This window comes from Pseudarthrobacter oxydans (assembly GCF_034258515.1).
In the GTDB taxonomy this organism is placed as follows: domain Bacteria; phylum Actinomycetota; class Actinomycetes; order Actinomycetales; family Micrococcaceae; genus Arthrobacter.
Window position 1 is genome coordinate 653202 of sequence record NZ_CP139438.1, and the last position, 16369, is coordinate 669570.

Consider the following 16369-nt stretch of genomic DNA (forward strand, 5'->3'; position numbering starts at 1 on the left):
CCATGGCACCCCCTGTCCTGACTTCCGGTCGTGGCCGCGTGAGCGGCCACGACCGGGCGGAACGCCGCCTGGCCATCAGGATGACGGCACCGTCCCTCATCCTGATGGCCCTGGTGGCCGCTGTGCCCATCGGCTACGCACTGTGGCTCTCGCTGAACCAGTACAGCGTCCGCCAGGCCGGCCTGTCCCGCTTCGTCGGCCTCGATAACTACATCGCGGCATTGGCGAGCAAGGAATGGTGGGCGGCCTTCGGCCAGACCTTCCTCTTCGCCGGGCTCTCGGTGTCGCTGGAACTGGTGCTGGGAACGGCCATGGCCCTGCTGCTGAACCTTGCCTTCCGGGGCCGTGCGCTGCTCCGCACCATCGTGCTGCTGCCGTACGCGATCGTCACAGTGGTCAGCGCCATCACCTGGGAGACCATGTTCGAACCAAACCTGGGGCTGGTGACCACGGTCCTTTCCGCCCTGGGCCTGCCCGCCGGCGACATCGTCTGGCTGGGTGAACCTGGCTACGCCATGGCCGTGGTTGTCCTGGCTGACGTCTGGAAGACCACTCCCTTCGCGGCGCTCATCATCCTGGCCGGCCTGCAGGTCATTCCGGATGAGACCTACGAGGCGGCTGAACTGGACGGCGCCAGCAAATGGCAGACCTTCCGGGATGTCACCCTGCCCCTGCTGAAGCCCGCGATTGTCCTGGCGGCGATCTTCCGCACTATGGATTCCCTGCGCGTCTTCGACCTGCCGTTCGTCCTGACCCGCGGCGCCAACGGTACCGAATCAATGTCGATGCTTGCCTACAAGGAGCTGCGGGAAAACCGACTGGTGGGTGAGGGCTCAGCGCTGTCCATCCTGACGTTCCTGACGGTCATGGTGGTCTCCATGGTCTATATCCGCTTCGCAGGCAGCAACATCCGCGCCGTCGCCAAGGAGAACTGATGGGTACCCTGCTTGCCGACCGTCCCGCCGATACGTCGGCCCGGTCCAAGGCACCTCGCCGACGTTTGCGGGGGGAAGCCAAACTTCACCCGCTGACGTGGCTCTTCGTCCTGGCCGTCATGGCCTTCTCGCTGGTTCCGTTCTACTGGCTGGTCAATACGTCCCTGAAGAAAGGCGCCAGCCTGGGCAAGGGGGAACTGTTCCCCGCCGAACCCTCGCTGGATAACTACCTGACGGTCCTCCAGAACGCCGAATTCCTGCTGGCGCTGCGGAACTCGGTGATTATCGCCGTCGTCACCACCACGCTGGCGCTGGTGTTCGCATCCTTTGCCGCTTACGCCCTGGCCCGGCTCAAGATGCGCCGGAAGGCGCTGATCCTGACGCTGATCCTGTCCGTGACCACTTTTCCGGCGATCGCCATCGCGGCGCCCATGTTCGCGATCTGGCGGGAGATCGGGCTCTACGACACCCTCGTCGGCCTCATCATCCCCAAGATGACCTTCGCTCTGCCGCTGGCCATTTACACCCTGACGTCCTTCTTCCGGGAAATCCCGCGGGAGCTGGAGGAATCCGCGTACATGGACGGAGCTTCCCCTTTCCAGGCTTTCCGAAAGGTGATCCTGCCGCTTGCGGTGCCGGGCCTGGCCACCACGGCCATCCTGGTGTTCATCTCCGTCTGGAACGAGTTCCTCCTGGCCGTCACGCTGACGACGTCGCCGGACGCGCGCCCGGTCCCGGTTGCCATTGCCTTCTTCAACGGTGCCAGCGAGTTCGACCAGCCCATGGGCACCATCAGCGCCGCGTCCGTCCTGATCACACTGCCCCTTGTCATCCTGGTCCTGGTCTGCCAGAAGAGGATTGTCTCGGGCATGACCGCCGGGGCCGTCAAGGGCTGACTTCCCAACCCCATTTCCATCGCACGAAAAAAGAGAAGGATCTACCTGTGAGCAATCAGCAGCCGGAAACCCTGAAGGTGGGGGTGGTTGGCATCGGATGGGCCGGTCAGCAGCACATCAAGGCCTACAAGGGCATGGATGGCGTGGAACTCGTAGCGGTCGCTGCCATGGAGGCGGACCTCCTGGCCAACCTGAAGGACGAGTACGGCATCCCGCACACGTTCGCCCGCTGGGAGGACCTGATCGACATGGAGGGGCTGGACGCCGTCAGCGTGGCCGTGCCCACCTTCCTGCACGCACCCATCGCCATCGCGGCTTTGGAAAAGGGGCTGCACGTCCTGAGCGAAAAGCCGCTGGCTCGCAACGGCGTCGAAGGCCAGGCGATGGTGGACGCCGCACGCAAGGCCGGCCGCGTGCTGGACGTCGCCTTCAACCACCGCCGCCGCGGCGACATCCAGAAGCTGAAGGGCATCATCGACGACGGTGAGCTCGGCCGGCCGTACTACGCTAAGGCCTCGTGGCTCCGGCGCTCCGGCATCCCCATGCTGGGCAGCTGGTTCACCAATCCGGAGCTGGCCGGCGGCGGTCCGCTGGCCGACATCGGCGTGCACGTACTGGACTACTCCCTGCACCTGCTGGGGGAACCCAAGGTCCTGTCCGTCTCCGCCGCCACCCACTCCGAACTGGGCCCGCGCGGGCTGGGCGGCAACGCCCGCTACTCGGCGATGAAGTCCAGCCACAAATTCGAGGTGGAGGATTTCGCCACCGCGTTCATCCGGCTCGAAGGCGGCGGCACGCTCATCCTCGAGGCGGGCTGGGCGGCCTACCGCGAAGAGAAGGACCTCCTGGACTTCACCGTGTACGGGACCGACGGCGGCGCCGAACTGCGCGCTGTAGGCGCTTCGATGGCACCGGTTGCGGACCTGAGGATCTTCAAGGAGAAGGACGGCGAAAACGCCGACTACGAGGTGGTGGCTGAGCCCGGCCGCGCCCACGACGCCGTCGTCGAGGACTTCGTCAACGCCGTCCGCGGCGGCCCGGAGGCGTGGGGCGCGCATGACGGCTCGGTGGCCCTCAGCCGGGCCCTGGTCCTGGACGCCTGCTACCGGTCCGCACTCGAACACCGGGAAGTTGCGCTCTGACATGACGGACAAACTCAACATCCTGGTCTGGAACGAGGGCGTCCACGAGGCGCAGAATACGCCAGCCTCCATGGCGGAGATGTACCCGGACGGGATCCACGGCGCCATTGCCGCGGGCCTGCGCGGACACCTGCCGGATTCGCAGGTGGCCACCGCAACCCTTGCGGACCCCGAGCACGGACTCAGCGAGGAGGTGCTGGCGGGAACGGACGTCCTCCTGTGGTGGGGACACAAAGCCCACGCCGAGGTCAGTGACGACGTCGTGGATCGGGTGCAGCGCCACGTCCTGGGCGGAATGGGCCTGTTGGTCCTCCACTCCGGCCACTTCGCCAAGATCTTCACCCGGCTCCTGGGCACCACCTGCTCGCTCAAGTGGCGCAACGACGGTGAACGCGAGACAGTGTGGACGGTCAAACCGTCCCACCCCATCGCGCAGGGCGTTCCCAATCCGCTGATCATTCCCAAACAGGAGATGTACGGCGAACTCTTTGACATTCCGGACCCGGACGACCTCATCTTCATCAGCTCCTTTGAAGGCGGCGAGGTGTTCCGCTCCGGCGTGACCTTCACCCGCGGCAAGGGCCGGATTTTCTATTTCAGCCCCGGCGACCAGGACTACCCGGTTTACCACCAGGCTGAAATCCGGCAGGTGCTGGCCAACGGCGTCCGCTGGGCCGCCCAGCCGGACGTCTTCCGCGAGCAACCCGGGGTGGCTAACGCCCGGCGCGGCTGGTACCTCGGGGACGCCTGAGGCACTGCCAAAGAAGTCCGACGGCGGACCGGTTGCCTTTAGATGGCCGGGCCGCCGTCGTCGTTTCCGTCCCCGGGGCGCGGGGGCTAAGGCGTGAGCGTGCGGACAGGCGCGCCCGCCAGCCAGGCCGTGACGTCCTCGAAAGCCCCGCCGTAGAACTGTCGGTAGCTTTCCCGTGTGACGTAGCCGAGGTGCGGAGACAACACGGTGTTGGGCGCCGCGAGCAGAGGGTGCCCCGCCTGCAGCGGTTCCTGGTCGAACACATCCAGCGCCGCCCCGCGGATCCAGCCTTCGGCGAGGGCCTTCAGCAGGGCGTCCTGGTTGACCAGGGGCCCCCGGGCGGTATTCACCAGGATGCCCTCAGGTCCCAGCAGACGGAGTTCCGGCTCGGCCACAATGTTTTCGGAGCGTTCGGAGAGCCGCAGGTGGAGCGTGGCAACATCCGAGAGGCGGAAGAGTTCCTTCTTGGACACCAGGCGGGCGCCGGCCTCCTCCGCTGCCGCGGCCGTCAGGTTCTGGCTCCAGGCCAGGACCTCCATTCCAAAGGCCTGCCCGTACGCCGCGATCCGTCGGCCAATCTTGCCAAGGCCCACCACGCCCAGGGTCTTACCGGCCAGCTCGAAGCCAACGGTGGTCTGCCAGGAGCCTGCACGCAGGGAGTTCTCTTCGGCCGGCAGGTTCCTGGCGAGGGCCAGCAGCAGGGCCCACGTCAGTTCGGGGGCGGCGGCGGGCGAGCCCGGTGTGCCGCAAACGGTGATGCCCTGCTCGGCAGCGGCGGCCACATCCACGGCGGCATTCGCCATGCCGGTGGTCACCAGGAGCTGGAGATTTGGAAGTTTTTCCAGCACCTCCCGCGGAAAGGCGGTCCGCTCGCGCATGGCCACCACCATGGTCACATCCGCCAGCGCGGACACCAGGGCCTCCGGCGAGGCGAAGGGTTCACGGAAGGTCATGGTGGCGACGCCCTCGGCTTCCAGGGCAGCCCAGTCGGCAAAACCATGGGCCACGCCCTGGTAGTCGTCGAGGATGGCGAGGCGGTGCTTCATGGCATTGTCCTTCGTCCCGGGTAACCTTGGCGTGATGTTCATCGTAAGGCAGCGGGTCCTGGCCTTTCCTGGAAGCCCTGCCACTTCCGGCGTGATAGCAATGGGAGTGATGAAACCACCCCCAAACCGGTTCCTGGCCCCGTGAACGGCCGGATCCTCGCCCGGATTCCCAACAGCTGGATCCTGCTGGCCTGCATAGGCCTGCTGGCCCTGAACCTGCGGGGCCCTTTTGTGGCGGTCGCCCCCGTAGTGGACCTGATGCAGGCGGAACTCAACTTCTCGCCGGTCGTGTTGGGGCTCCTGACCAGCATCCCGGTGCTGTGCTTCTCCCTTGCCGCTCCGCTGGCCTCCCTGGCCGCGAGGAAATTCGGTGCCGAGTTCGCGGTGACGCTGACCATCCTCGGCGTGCTGGCCGGCGTCCTGGTGCGTTCGGCGGGAGGGCCCGTGCTGGTTGTGGCCGGGACGGTGCTGATTGGCCTGGCCATCACGGTGGGCAACATCGCGGTGCCGCTGATCATCCGCCGCGATTTCGGGCGGGCCCGGCAGGGGACCGCGATGGGCATCTACACCGCGGCGTTGAACATCGGCTCGTTCCTGACCTCGGTGGCCACGGCACCGCTGGCCAGCCTGGCCGGCTGGCGGTTCGCGCTGGGATCGGTTGCCGTCCTGGCGGTGGTGGCGGTAGTTTTCTGGACCCTCGCCGTGGGCGTGCGCCGCGCCTTCTTCATTGCCCCCGACGACGGCAAGGGCACGCGGTTGCCGCCGGTCGACGGTGCGCGGTGGACCACGGCCGGCCTGACGGCCGGCTTCGCTGGACAGGCCTTCTCCTATTACGGGGTAACCGCCTGGCTGCCGAAGATCCTGGCCGACGAGCTGGGAATGGCCCCTGCCGCGGCCGGTGCCGGATCCTCGCTGTTCCAGATCCTCGCGATCGCCGGCAGCCTGGGTGTGCCACTGGCGGCGCGGTTTGCCCGTACGACTACGGTGGCCGTGGCCCTTGGCCTGATGTGGCTGACGGTCCCCTTGGGCCTGCTGCTGGCCCCCGAATGGTGGTGGCTTTGGTGCTCCCTGGGCGGCGTAGCCCAGGGTGGCGGCATCACGTTGATCTTCATCGCCATCATCAAGATCGCGCGGGACCAGGCGTCGGCAGGGAAGATGTCCGCCGTCGTCCAAGGCGCCGGTTATGCAATCGGTGCGGCCGCTCCTCCGCTGCTGGGGTACCTGCACGGGCTGACCGGTTCCTGGACCGTGCCCATGCTGTTGATCCTGGCGTCGGTGCTGACGTTCTTCCTCACCACCACCCTTTCCGTGCGGAAGGTGCCGAAGAACCGCTGAGGCGAGCGGCGCCGTCGTCGTAAGCTCTCCGTGCCTTCCGACGCTCTCTCACTTAACGCGGGAAATAGTGAATCGCTCTCTCACTTTCCTAAGAAAAGTGAGAGAGCGATCCGGGGTTTCCCGCATCAAGTGAGAGAGCGATCGGGAAACGTAAGGGAGGTGCTCCGTCGCCGGGCCGGCCCTCCGGCTTTCGGAGGTGCCTGTTGCGGAGGGCGTGCCGGCCCGGCGGACGGAAGTCTTGTTCGAACCTACGCTGCCGCGAGTTCTTCGGCGGTGGCTTTTTCGCGGGCTTCGGTGAGGTAGCGGGCGTAGGCGGGGAGGGTGAGGAAGGACGGGAAGTCCTGGGCCAGGGTGACTTCTTCGAAGATGTCGCGGGCGTCTTCGAAGCGGTCGCCGTCGAAGCGTTCGAGCCGGGCGAATTCCTCGTCGAGGAGTTCCTCGATCCAGTGGTGGGTGATGATTTCGCCGTGGTCGGTGATGGCGCGGGCGTAGATCCATTGCCAGAGCTGGGAGCGGGAGATTTCGGCGGTGGCGGCGTCTTCCATGAGGTTGTGGATGGCTACTGCGCCGTTGCCGCGGAGCCAGGATTCGATGTAGCGGATGCCTACTTCGATGTTGTTCCGGATGCCTTGTTCGGTGATGGTGCCGGTGGTCGCGGCGACGTTGATGAGGGCGGCGTCGTCGGGGGTGATGTCCTCGCGGAGCTTCTCCAGCTGGTTGGGCTTGTCACCGAGGATGGTGTCGAACACGTCGCGGCAGACGGGTACGAGGTCGGGGTGGGCCACCCAGGAGCCGTCGAAGCCGTCGTTGGCTTCGCGGGTCTTGTCCGCGCGGACTTTTTCGAGGGCGTTGGTGTTCGCTTCGGGGTCTTTGCGGTTGGGGACGGCTGCGGCCATGCCGCCGATGGCCATGGCGCCGCGTTTGTGGCAGGCGCGGACCAGTTGTTCGGTGTAGGCGCGCATGAAAGGCTGGGTCATGGTGACCTGGCTGCGGTCGGGGAGGACGAAGCGGGGGCCGCGGGTGCGGAAGTTCTTGATGAGGGAGAAGATGTAGTCCCAGCGGCCGGCGTTGAGTCCGGCGGCGTGGTCGCGCAGTTCGTAGAGGATTTCCTCCATTTCGAAGGCGGCGGTGATGGTTTCGATGAGCACGGTGGCGCGGATGGTGCCCTGGGGGATGCCGAGGAGGTCCTGGGCGAGGATGAAGATGTCGTTCCAGAGCCGGGCTTCGAGGTGGTTCTCGATCTTGGGCAGGTAGAAGTACGGGCCTTTGCCCTGGGCGAGGAGGCGGCGGGCGTTGTGGAAGAAGAACAGGCCGAAGTCCACGATGCCGCCGGCGACGGGTTCGCCGTCGATGAGCATGTGCTTTTCGGGCAGGTGCCAGCCGCGGGGGCGGACCACGATGGTGGGCAGGTCGCCGGCGGGGCGGAGTTTGTATTCCTTGCCTTCGGGGGTGGTGAAGTCGATGCGGCGTTCCAGGGCGTCGGTGAGGTTCAGCTGGCCCTTGATGACGTTGCGCCAGGTGGGGGTGGAGGAGTCTTCCATGTCAGCGAGCCAGACCTTGGCCCCGGAGTTCAGGGCGTTGATGGTCATCTTCTGGTCCACCGGTCCGGTGATTTCCACGCGGCGGTCCTCCAGGCCGGGGGCGGGGGGAGCGACGCGCCAGGAGGGGTCGTTGCGGATGTGCTCGGTTTCGCGGAGGAACCTAGGGTCCTGCCCGGCAGCGATCTCCGCCCGCCGGGTCCGGCGGGCCTGCAGCAGTTCCTGCCGCCGGGCCGCCGTCGCCCGGTGCAGCCTGGCCACGAACGCCAGGGCGTCCGGGGTGAGCACCTCGTTCTGCCGGCAGATCGGCTGGGCGGTCAGGGTGATGCCATTGATCGTAAAAGAGTCGGTGAAGCTGTTCATTTCAGTCTCCTGGTGCAAGGCCCATCTGGGTAGCAGTAGGTGTCGTTTTGAGCCTTCAAAACGACACCTACTGCTACTTACTTGGGAAAGATTTAGTGGAACTGGCCCTCTTCGGTCGATCCGACCAGGGCGAGGGTGGATGCGTTCGGGTTGAGCGCGGTGGCGATGTCGTCGAAGTAGCCGGTGCCGACTTCGCGCTGGTGCTTGGTTGCGGTGTAGCCGCGGGATTCGGAGGCGAATTCCTTCTCCTGGAGCTCGACGTAGGCGCTCATCCCTTCCCGGGCGTAGCCGTGGGCGAGGTCGAACATCGAGTAGTTCAGGGCGTGGAAGCCGGCCAGGGTGATGAACTGGAACGTGAAGCCCATGGCGCCGAGTTCACGCTGGAACTTCGCGATCGTGGCGTCGTCCAGGTGCTTGCGCCAGTTGAACGACGGCGAGCAGTTGTAGGAGAGCATCTGGTCGGGGAACTCGGCCTTGACGGCCTCGGCGAACGTGCGGGCCAGTTCCAGGTCCGGGGTGCCGGTTTCCATCCAGATCAGGTCCGAGTACGGGGCGTAGGCCTTGGCGCGGGCGATGCAGGGTTCGATGCCGTTGCGGACCTTGTAGAAGCCTTCCGGGGTGCGGACCGGCTGTCCGCCCTCGCGGAGGATGAATTCCTGGTCGCGTTCGTCGACGTCGGAGGTGATCAGGGTGGCGGCCTCGGCGTCGGTGCGGGCAATGACCACCGACGGGGTGCCGGCGACGTCCGCGGCGAGGCGGGCCGCGTTCAGGGTGCGGACGTGCTGCTGGGTCGGGATCAGGACCTTGCCGCCGAGGTGGCCGCACTTCTTTTCCGAGGCGAGCTGGTCCTCCCAGTGAACACCCGCGGCGCCGGCCTGGATCATGGACTTCATCAGCTCGTAGGCGTTCAGCGGGCCGCCGAAACCGGCCTCAGCGTCCGCAACGATCGGGACCAGCCAGTCCTCGACCGTCCGGATGCCCTCGGAGAACTCGATCTGGTCGGCCCGGAGCAGGGCGTTGTTGATCCGGCGCACCACCGTCGGGACCGAGTTGGCCGGGTAAAGCGACTGGTCCGGGTAGGTGTGGCCGGAGTTGTTCGCGTCGGCTGCGACCTGCCAGCCGGAAAGGTAGATGGCCCGCAACCCGGCCTTGACCTGCTGCACGGCCTGGTTGCCGGTCAACGCGCCGAGCGCGTTGGTGTAGCCGCCGGTCTTGTGCTCCTCGGTGAGCTGCTTCCACAGCTTCTCCGAACCGCGGCGGGCCAGGGTGTGCTCCTCGGAGACGCGGCCGCGGAGGCGGACGACGTCGGAGGCTGAGTAGTCCCTGGTCACACCTTCCCAGCGGGGGTTGGCGGCCCACTCGAGCTCCAGGGCGGCGGCCTGCGATTCTGCGTCCTGGCCGGGCGTCTGCTGGGTGGGCTCAAATGCTGCAGTCATCGTTGATCTCCTTGATTGAGCTCCGGATGGGGTAGGTGGGAACCTCGCCGTTGAGGTTCCCACCGGCTTTTCCGGTGCGGTGTTTCTTTCCGTGACACTTACTTTTCCGCACTTCCAAGAGGCTTACTAGAGATAAATGATGGAAAGAAATGCACTTCTTCACGTATTCTTTAGAAATGTCGCCTGGAAGCTGGAACCGCGAAGCCGCGCCGCCCACCCCGTCCGCCGCGTCTGCCGGACTGGACGTCATCAGCCTTGGCCGCCGCGTGCGCCACCTGCGCAAGCAGGCTGGACTGACGCTCGACAACCTCAGCGCCGCCGTCGGTACTGCGCCCAGCCAGTTGAGCCTGATCGAGAACGGCAAGCGGGAACCGAAGCTCGGGCTCCTGCAGCACTTGGCGTCCGCCCTCAACGTCAGCATCGACCAGCTGCTCGGTGCCGAGCCTCCCAGCCGCCGGGCCGCCTTGGAGATCGAGCTCGAACGCTACCAGCGCAGTCCGCTCTACGAGACGCTGGACCTGCCCAAAATCCGCATCAGCTCGCGGCTTCCGATGGACGTGCTGGAGGCCCAGGTGGGGCTGCTGCATGAGCTGGAGCGCAAGATGAACGAGCAGGTGGCCACCCCCGAGGAAGCGCGCCGGGCGAACGGTGAACTGCGGGCAATGATGCGCGAGCGCGGCAACTATTTTCCGGAGTACGAGGCCGAGGCGCAGAAGGTCCTCAAAGGCGTTGGCTACACCACCGGTCCGCTCAGCCAGCACGTCATCGCGGACATCGCCGAGAACCTCGGATTCACCCTGCACCACGTGGGTGACCTGCCGCATTCCACCCGTTCCGTGACCGATTTGAAGAACCGCAGAATTTACCTGACCCAGAACCAGCGCCAGGACCACGACCCCCGGTCGGTCCTGCTGCAGGCCCTGGGCCACTACGTGCTGGGACACGAAACCCCGAAGAACTACGGCGACTTCCTGGCCCAGCGCGTGGCAACGAACTATTTTGCCGCAGCGCTCCTGCTGCCGGAAAAGGCAACCCTGGAATTCCTGCAGAAGGCGAAGGCCGCCAAGGAAATCGCCGTCGAGGACATCAGGGACGCTTTTGCCGTGTCCTATGAAACGGCAGCCCACCGGTTCACGAACCTTGCCACGCAGCACCTGGGCATCACCACCCATTTCCAGAAAACGCACCAGAGCGGAATCATCTACAAGGCATACGAGAACGACGGCGTGGCGTTCCCGCAGGACCACACCGGCGCCATCGAGGGCCAGCCGTCGTGCAAGGCCTGGACTTCCCGCGCAGTGTTCGACGTTCCGGACAAGTTCAGCGCCTACAGCCAGTACACCGACACGCCATCCGGGACGTACTGGTGCACCGCCCGCACCGAACGTTCAGCCAGCGGCGAGTTTTCGCTCAGCATCGGCGTGCCGTACCAGCACGTTAAATGGTTCCGCGGACGGGAAACCACCGCGCGGGCCAAGTCCACCTGCCCCGACCCGAACTGCTGCAAACGGCCGCCGGCCGAGCTCGCCTCGCAGTGGGCCGGCAACGCCTGGCCCTCCGCCCGGGCCCATTCGCACCTGCTGGCGGCCATGCCGCCCGGCGCCTTCCCCGGCGTCGACGAAACCGAGGTGTACAGCTTCCTTCAGGCGCACTCGGGAACGTGACCCGGACGCTCTCTCACTTGATGTGGATTTCCCTCGGACGCTCTATCACTCTCTTCAGGAAAGTGGACCAGTTCAAAGTGAGCGAGCGTCCCGGGTTTTCCAGCATTAAGTGAGAGAGGATCGGGTCACCCGTGCAGCTCGCGGTAAGCGTCCGCCGCTGCCGGGTGCAACGGAATGCCGGCCGTGTTGATCAGGGAATCCGGGCTCAGGAACTGAACTCCCAGGCTCGAGCGGGGGATGAGCTCCTCCGCATGGCCCACCAGCAGTTCCACGGTTCTTTTCACGGTGCGGGCGTCCAGGTCGCTCCGGCACAGCAGCAGGTTGGTCACCCCCACTGTCCAGACGGCAGGGACGCCCCCGTAGGCGCCCGCCGGGATCAGGACCCGGTCATAAAAGACGCCGTACCTGGACCGCAGCGCCGGCAACAACAGGGAAAGATCGAGGAAGTTAAGACCCACGTCGTCATGGGCAGCAGAGATGGCGGCCGTGGGAACGCCCCCGGACCAGAACAGGGCGTCCACTGACCCCGCACGCAGTGCCGCGAGGCCGTCATTGAGGCCCAGGTTCAGGACGGTGACGGCTTGCCCGGCAGCTCCGGCCCCGCCGGCAGCGACGGAACCAAGCCCCGCGGCCTCAAGGAGGCGGGGAGTGGTGAGGGACGTCCCCGAACCCGGCTCGCCCACAGCCACCGTCCTGCCGGCCAGCTCCCCGATGCCCCGGATCCCGCTGGCCTTCCGGACCACGCAATGGACGTAGTTTTCGTACACCCGCCCGAGAGCCGTAATGCCGGCGTCGGACGTGTTCTTCCCTGCTTCCCTCTGCGCGGCGGCATCAGCGAGGGCGACGGCGAACGTGGCTTTCCCGGCAAGGAGCTGTCCGAGGTTGTCCAGGCTGCCCCCCGTGGTCAGGGCCGTGGCCTGCCGGGCCACCCCATGGCGCTGCAGGGACGCGGCAAGCAGGGTGGCGAACTCCAGGTAGAAGCCGCCCGGTTCGCCGCCCGCAACGGTAACGGCGTCGGGGCTGTCCGCCGGGGTGCAGGCCGCCAGCGCCGGTGGCAGCAGTCCCGCGAGCCCTGCGGCAGCACCGGCCCTGAGGACTTCGCGTCTCGACGGCGGTCTGAAGCGAAAGTCAGGCATGCGGAGCCACCTGCCCCGTGGCGTCCGGACCGCTTTTGGGGACCCGGGGAAACTCCAGGAACGCCGCCAGGCCGTGCGGGTGCGCCTCGCGGAGCAGCAGGCGTCCACCATTGGCCGCGGCCAGCTTTTCGACGATGGTCATGCCCAGGCCGTTTCCGCGCACGTCCCGGTGCTTCGGTGAACGCCAAAACCGCTGGGTGGCAGATGCCCTTTCCTCGGACGAGAGCCCGGGCCCGTCGTCGGACACTTCGATCACCACGGTGGCGCCGAGGTTACGGACGGCAACCGATATCCGGGCGCGGCCGGCATATTTGACCGCATTGTTCAGCAGTTCCCCGGCCATCTGCGCAAGGTCCCCCGCGTCGCAGGCAATCAGGGCAGGCTGCCCGGACGTTCTGTCGAAATGGATGGAGGCGCCGGCACGTCGCGCGGCAGGTCCTGCACGTTCGGCCTCTTCCTGCAGGACAGGGACTGGATCAATGGGCCCCCGATCTCGCCGCGAAGGCGCGCCGCCGGGTGTGCCGGCGGAATCCTCGAAGGCCCGGTGTTCGGCGGCGGCGAGTTTGAGGACGCCGTCAAGGATCTCCTCGACCCTCTCGAGCTCAGTCTCGACGGCGGATGCAGCTGCCTTTTCCCGGGCGGTCTTCAATTCCAGCTGGAGCAAGTCGACGCGCAGCCGGAGCGCACCAACAGGGTTGCGCAGTTCATGGGAGGTGTCCGCAATGAGCTGGCGCTGCGCTTCGATGCTGTCGCTGACGCTTTGCGCCATCGCAGTGAAGGAACGGCTCAGCGCCCTCAGCTCGGGCGGCCCTTCCTCCGGCAGCCGGCTGCTCCGGCCGGTGGTTTCCAGTTCGGCGACGGCGGCATTGAGCCGGTGGACAGGGCGCAGCACCCAGCGGGTCACCCGGGACGCGCCGATGAGGAGCATCGCCATGAGTGCAGCCGCGGCCAGTCCGACGCCGAGCCAGCGTTCGCGGAGTTTCTGCCGGGCAGCGTCCTGGTTGACTTCCAGGACCGCTGCTCCGAGTACCTGGCTGGCGCTTCCAAACGAGCGGGAAATCACCTCGGAGCCCGTGCCGAACGGCTGAAGCGGCGCCAGTGTGGTGTCACTGAGGTTCAGGCTGGCCCTGGCCAAGGCATTCCGCACGTCTGCCCGGTCCTCGCTCAGGCCGCCGGAGCGCAGGGTGCCCTGCTGGAGCCGGACCAGGACTCCTTCGGCGTAGAGCTCCGAGTACCTGTCCATTTCGGCCTGCAACTGGGTGGAATCACCTCCCTCAGTGCCGGCGTCGAACGCAACCTGCGCCAGCCTGTTTAGGGCAGTGGCCCGGTTGATCTGGAGTTCCTGCGTGAGTTCCCGGCTGGCGGAGGCCAGGAGGGCATTGGACGCGATGAGCACCAGGAGGACGGAAAGGATGCTCAGGATCCCGAGGACACGGAGCTTCACGTAGGGTCCGCCTCGACCCTATAGCCGACCCCGCGGACGTTGATGATGAACCCCGGCAGCTGCAGTTTGGACCTCAGCCCGGTCAGGTGCACGTCAAGTGACCGCGAGGAGGCCAGGAACGCATCGCCCCACAGTGCGTCCAGGATCTGTTCGCGGGTCACTACTGACCCTGCATGGCTGGCCAGTAGGGCCAGCAGGTCGAATTCCGTGGCGGTCAGGGGGAGTACCTGTGCGCCGAGGACTGCCAGGCGGCGTTCGAGGTCCACCTCGAGTTCCCCCAGCACGATCCGCCGCTGCGTGTTGCCGGGAGCGCGGCCCGCCCGCCGGGTGACGGCTTCGATCCGGGCCAGGAGCTCCACGAGCTTTACGGGCTTGACGAGGTAGTCATCGGCCCCGGAACGGAGGCCAAGGACCACGCTCCGTTCGTCGTCGCGCGCAGTGAGGATCAGGATGGGAACGTCCGTGACCTGCCGAAGCTTCCGGAGCACCTCGAGGCCGTCCATGCCGGGAAGTCCCAGGTCCAGCAGGATCACGCCGAAGCGCCGGTGCTCCAGGAGTGCGTCGGCGCCCCGGGAAACCCTGGCCGACGCATGCCCGGCGGAAACCACGGCCGCCCCGAGGGCGGATGCCATGGCGTCGTCGTCCTCGACGATCAGCACATCCATTGCCAGTTCCTGTTCCGTTGGGCGGCTTCCGTTTTCAGGGGCGCGATTTCCCCTGCCCGCCTTTGGAGGTTACCCCGTTCGCTTGTTTTCCGCCCGGCCCGGGGCGGTCGCACTGCCCGGCACCGCGGCCTTGGACCCGCTGCCCGCGGGGAAAACCTAAGGAAGTGTTAGGAATTCGGTTTTCGCTTGGGCTGTGCGCTGGCTCACCAATAGCTTTGGTGGGGTCCCCGGGCTTCCAGGGGACGTTCAACGTCGAGGAGGAACCATGAGCAATGCTGCCATGGACAGCACGAAAGTCGGGCCAGGGCGCATAGCCGGGGCCGCGCAGCCAAGGAAGGTTCAGCGATGAGCACCCAGCAAACCGCGGCAGTGAGTGAGTCGGCCGAGACCCGACGGGCGGTCAGCAACATCCTCAAGGGCTCTGCCGGCAACCTGGTGGAGTGGTATGACCTGTACGTCTACACGGTCTTCGCCGCCTACTTCCAGTCCCACTTCTTCAACTCGAAGGACGACCTCCAGGCGGGCCTGGAAGCGATGGCCGTCTTCTCGACGTCGTTCCTCATGCGGCCCATCGGCGCCTGGTTCTTCGGCCGGTACGCGGACCGCAACGGCCGCAAGGCAGCGCTGACCCTCAGCGTGACCCTGATGTCCGCGGGGTCATTCGCCATCGCCGTCCTGCCCACCACCGAGCAGGTGGGCGTCTGGGCATTGATCCTGCTGATCCTGATCCGCCTGGTCCAGGGCTTCTCCGTGGGCGGCGAGTACGGCACCAGTGCCACCTACATGTCCGAGGCTGCCACGTCCAGGCGGCGCGGCTTCTTCTCCAGCTTCCAGTACGTCACCCTGATCGGCGGCCAGATGCTGGCCCTGCTGGTCCTGGTGATCCTGCAAAATGCCATGCCCAAGGATGACCTCACGGAGTGGGGCTGGCGGATCCCGTTCGCGCTGGGCGGCGTCGCGGCGCTTGTGGTCCTCTGGCTCCGGCGCTCTATGGAAGAGACCGTTTCGGAGGAGCAGGTGCAGGCTGCAAGGACCCCGGCCGAAGCGGGAGTTGCCCAGCCCGGCACCATGAAGCTGCTGTTCACGCAGTATTGGAAGCCGCTGCTGGTCTGCATCGGTGTCACGCTCGGCGGCACCGTGGCCTTCTACACCTACACCAACTTCATCCTGAAGTTCATGAACGATACCTCCGGCATCGCCAAGACCGACACCTCGGTGATCAACTTCTGGGCGCTGTTCATCTTCATGCTCCTGCAGCCCGTGTACGGCATGATTTCGGACAAGGTGGGCCGCAAGCCGCTGCTCCTGTGGTTCGGCATCACCGGCGTCCTGTTCACCTGGCCGCTGCTCTCCACCCTGTCCAACACCAAGGATCCCTTTACCGCCTTCCTGCTGATGATGGGTGGCCTGGTGATCGTGGGCGGCTACACCTCCATCAACGCACTGGTGAAAGCCGAACTGTTCCCGGCCTCGATCCGTGCCCTTGGCGTCGGCCTGGGTTACGCGATCGCCAACTCGCTGTTCGGCGGGACCGTTCCACTCATCGGCGCAGCCTTCCAGAAGGCCGAGCGGGTTGACCTGTTCTTCACCTACGTCACCGTGGCCATTGCCCTCTCGCTGCTGGTGTACATCTTTGCGCTGAAGAACAAGAAGGCAACCCACCTGGACCAAGAGCAGGGCCACGCGTGGGTGCAGGAGCGCAAGGACGGCGACAAGGACAAGGACCTGCTGGGCGTCTAGCTCCCGGAGGCGCACCTGCAGCAAGGAAGTACGACGGCGGGTCCCCGCCCGCCGTCGTCCGCCCGCCACGCCACGACGCTCTATCACTTGATGTGGATTTTCCTTCGACCCTCTCTCACTTTCTTCAGGAAAGTGAGAGAGGGTCCCGGGTTTTCCACCGTTAAGTGAGAGAGGGTCCGGCGCGGTCCCGCGAGCCGAGCGAGACCAAAACGAATGCAAAGCGTGACCCTGCCGGCATCGTCACGCGCCGCCGTCGCTGTTTCACTGGGAGGAGGCGG

The 16369-nt window shown here is 66.1% G+C and carries 13 protein-coding genes; 7 read left to right on the forward strand and 6 right to left on the reverse strand.

The genetic code is table 11. The annotated features are described in order from the left end of the window. Positions 1 to 2 precede the first annotated feature (2 nt). The 4 genes from SMD14_RS03075 to SMD14_RS03090 are packed head-to-tail and all read left to right on the forward strand — an operon-like array spanning position 3 to position 3724. Positions 3 to 935: a carbohydrate ABC transporter permease gene (locus SMD14_RS03075; protein WP_157239289.1), complete on the forward strand. Its 933-nt coding sequence runs from the start codon at positions 3 to 5 to the stop codon at positions 933 to 935. Next, on the forward strand, positions 935 to 1831 hold the full coding sequence (locus SMD14_RS03080) for a carbohydrate ABC transporter permease (RefSeq protein WP_321215275.1): 897 nt from the start codon (positions 935 to 937) through the stop codon (positions 1829 to 1831). Before SMD14_RS03075 ends, SMD14_RS03080 begins: the two co-directional genes overlap by 1 nt. 47 nt (positions 1832 to 1878) lie before the next feature. After that, positions 1879 to 2973 carry a Gfo/Idh/MocA family oxidoreductase gene (locus SMD14_RS03085; protein WP_321215276.1) on the forward strand — a complete coding sequence of 365 codons (1095 nt, stop codon included), beginning with the start codon at positions 1879 to 1881 and terminating at the stop codon, positions 2971 to 2973. A gap of 1 nt (position 2974) precedes the next feature. Then, positions 2975 to 3724, forward strand: a complete 750-nt coding sequence (locus SMD14_RS03090) for a ThuA domain-containing protein (RefSeq protein ID WP_321215277.1) — start codon at positions 2975 to 2977, stop codon at positions 3722 to 3724. Positions 3725 to 3810: 86 nt separating this feature from the next. Here SMD14_RS03090 and SMD14_RS03095 read toward each other — a convergent pair whose 3' ends face one another. After that, entirely contained in the window at positions 3811 to 4770 is a 960-nt protein-coding gene (locus SMD14_RS03095; RefSeq protein WP_321215278.1) for a D-2-hydroxyacid dehydrogenase family protein, read from the reverse strand. A 141-nt stretch (positions 4771 to 4911) separates the two neighbouring features. On the opposite strand from SMD14_RS03095, the gene SMD14_RS03100 reads away from it, so the two are divergent. Next, positions 4912 to 6105, forward strand: a complete 1194-nt coding sequence (locus SMD14_RS03100) for an MFS transporter (protein ID WP_321215279.1) — start codon at positions 4912 to 4914, stop codon at positions 6103 to 6105. 248 nt (positions 6106 to 6353) lie between these two features. Here the strand turns inward: SMD14_RS03100 and aceB are convergent, their stop codons facing one another. Both aceB and aceA read right to left on the reverse strand, forming a co-directional pair. After that, positions 6354 to 8006 (reverse strand): malate synthase A, encoded by a 1653-nt coding sequence (gene aceB, locus SMD14_RS03105; RefSeq protein ID WP_321215280.1) that lies wholly within the window; start codon positions 8004 to 8006, stop codon positions 6354 to 6356. Positions 8007 to 8098: 92 nt separating this feature from the next. Next, a complete protein-coding gene (gene aceA, locus SMD14_RS03110; RefSeq protein WP_104996733.1) occupies positions 8099 to 9442 on the reverse strand; it encodes an isocitrate lyase in 1344 nt (447 codons plus the stop codon). 149 nt (positions 9443 to 9591) lie between these two features. On the opposite strand from aceA, the gene SMD14_RS03115 reads away from it, so the two are divergent. Beyond that, positions 9592 to 11106 carry an XRE family transcriptional regulator gene (locus SMD14_RS03115; RefSeq protein ID WP_157239277.1) on the forward strand — a complete coding sequence of 505 codons (1515 nt, stop codon included), beginning with the start codon at positions 9592 to 9594 and terminating at the stop codon, positions 11104 to 11106. A 125-nt stretch (positions 11107 to 11231) separates the two neighbouring features. Here SMD14_RS03115 and SMD14_RS03120 read toward each other — a convergent pair whose 3' ends face one another. From SMD14_RS03120 to SMD14_RS03130, 3 genes are read right to left on the reverse strand one after another with little or no spacing between them, the layout of a single operon-like run. After that, positions 11232 to 12242, reverse strand: coding sequence for a TAXI family TRAP transporter solute-binding subunit (locus tag SMD14_RS03120; protein ID WP_321215281.1), 1011 nt, complete (start codon positions 12240 to 12242; stop codon positions 11232 to 11234). Next, positions 12235 to 13686 carry a HAMP domain-containing sensor histidine kinase gene (locus SMD14_RS03125; RefSeq protein ID WP_321215282.1) on the reverse strand — a complete coding sequence of 484 codons (1452 nt, stop codon included), beginning with the start codon at positions 13684 to 13686 and terminating at the stop codon, positions 12235 to 12237. Before SMD14_RS03125 ends, SMD14_RS03120 begins: the two co-directional genes overlap by 8 nt. Then, positions 13683 to 14351, reverse strand: a complete 669-nt coding sequence (locus SMD14_RS03130; protein WP_321215283.1) for a response regulator transcription factor — start codon at positions 14349 to 14351, stop codon at positions 13683 to 13685. Before SMD14_RS03130 ends, SMD14_RS03125 begins: the two co-directional genes overlap by 4 nt. Before the next feature lie 345 nt (positions 14352 to 14696). On the opposite strand from SMD14_RS03130, the gene SMD14_RS03135 reads away from it, so the two are divergent. Then, positions 14697 to 16091 (forward strand): MFS transporter, encoded by a 1395-nt coding sequence (locus SMD14_RS03135; RefSeq protein WP_321215284.1) that lies wholly within the window; start codon positions 14697 to 14699, stop codon positions 16089 to 16091. Positions 16092 to 16369: the final 278 nt, after the last annotated feature.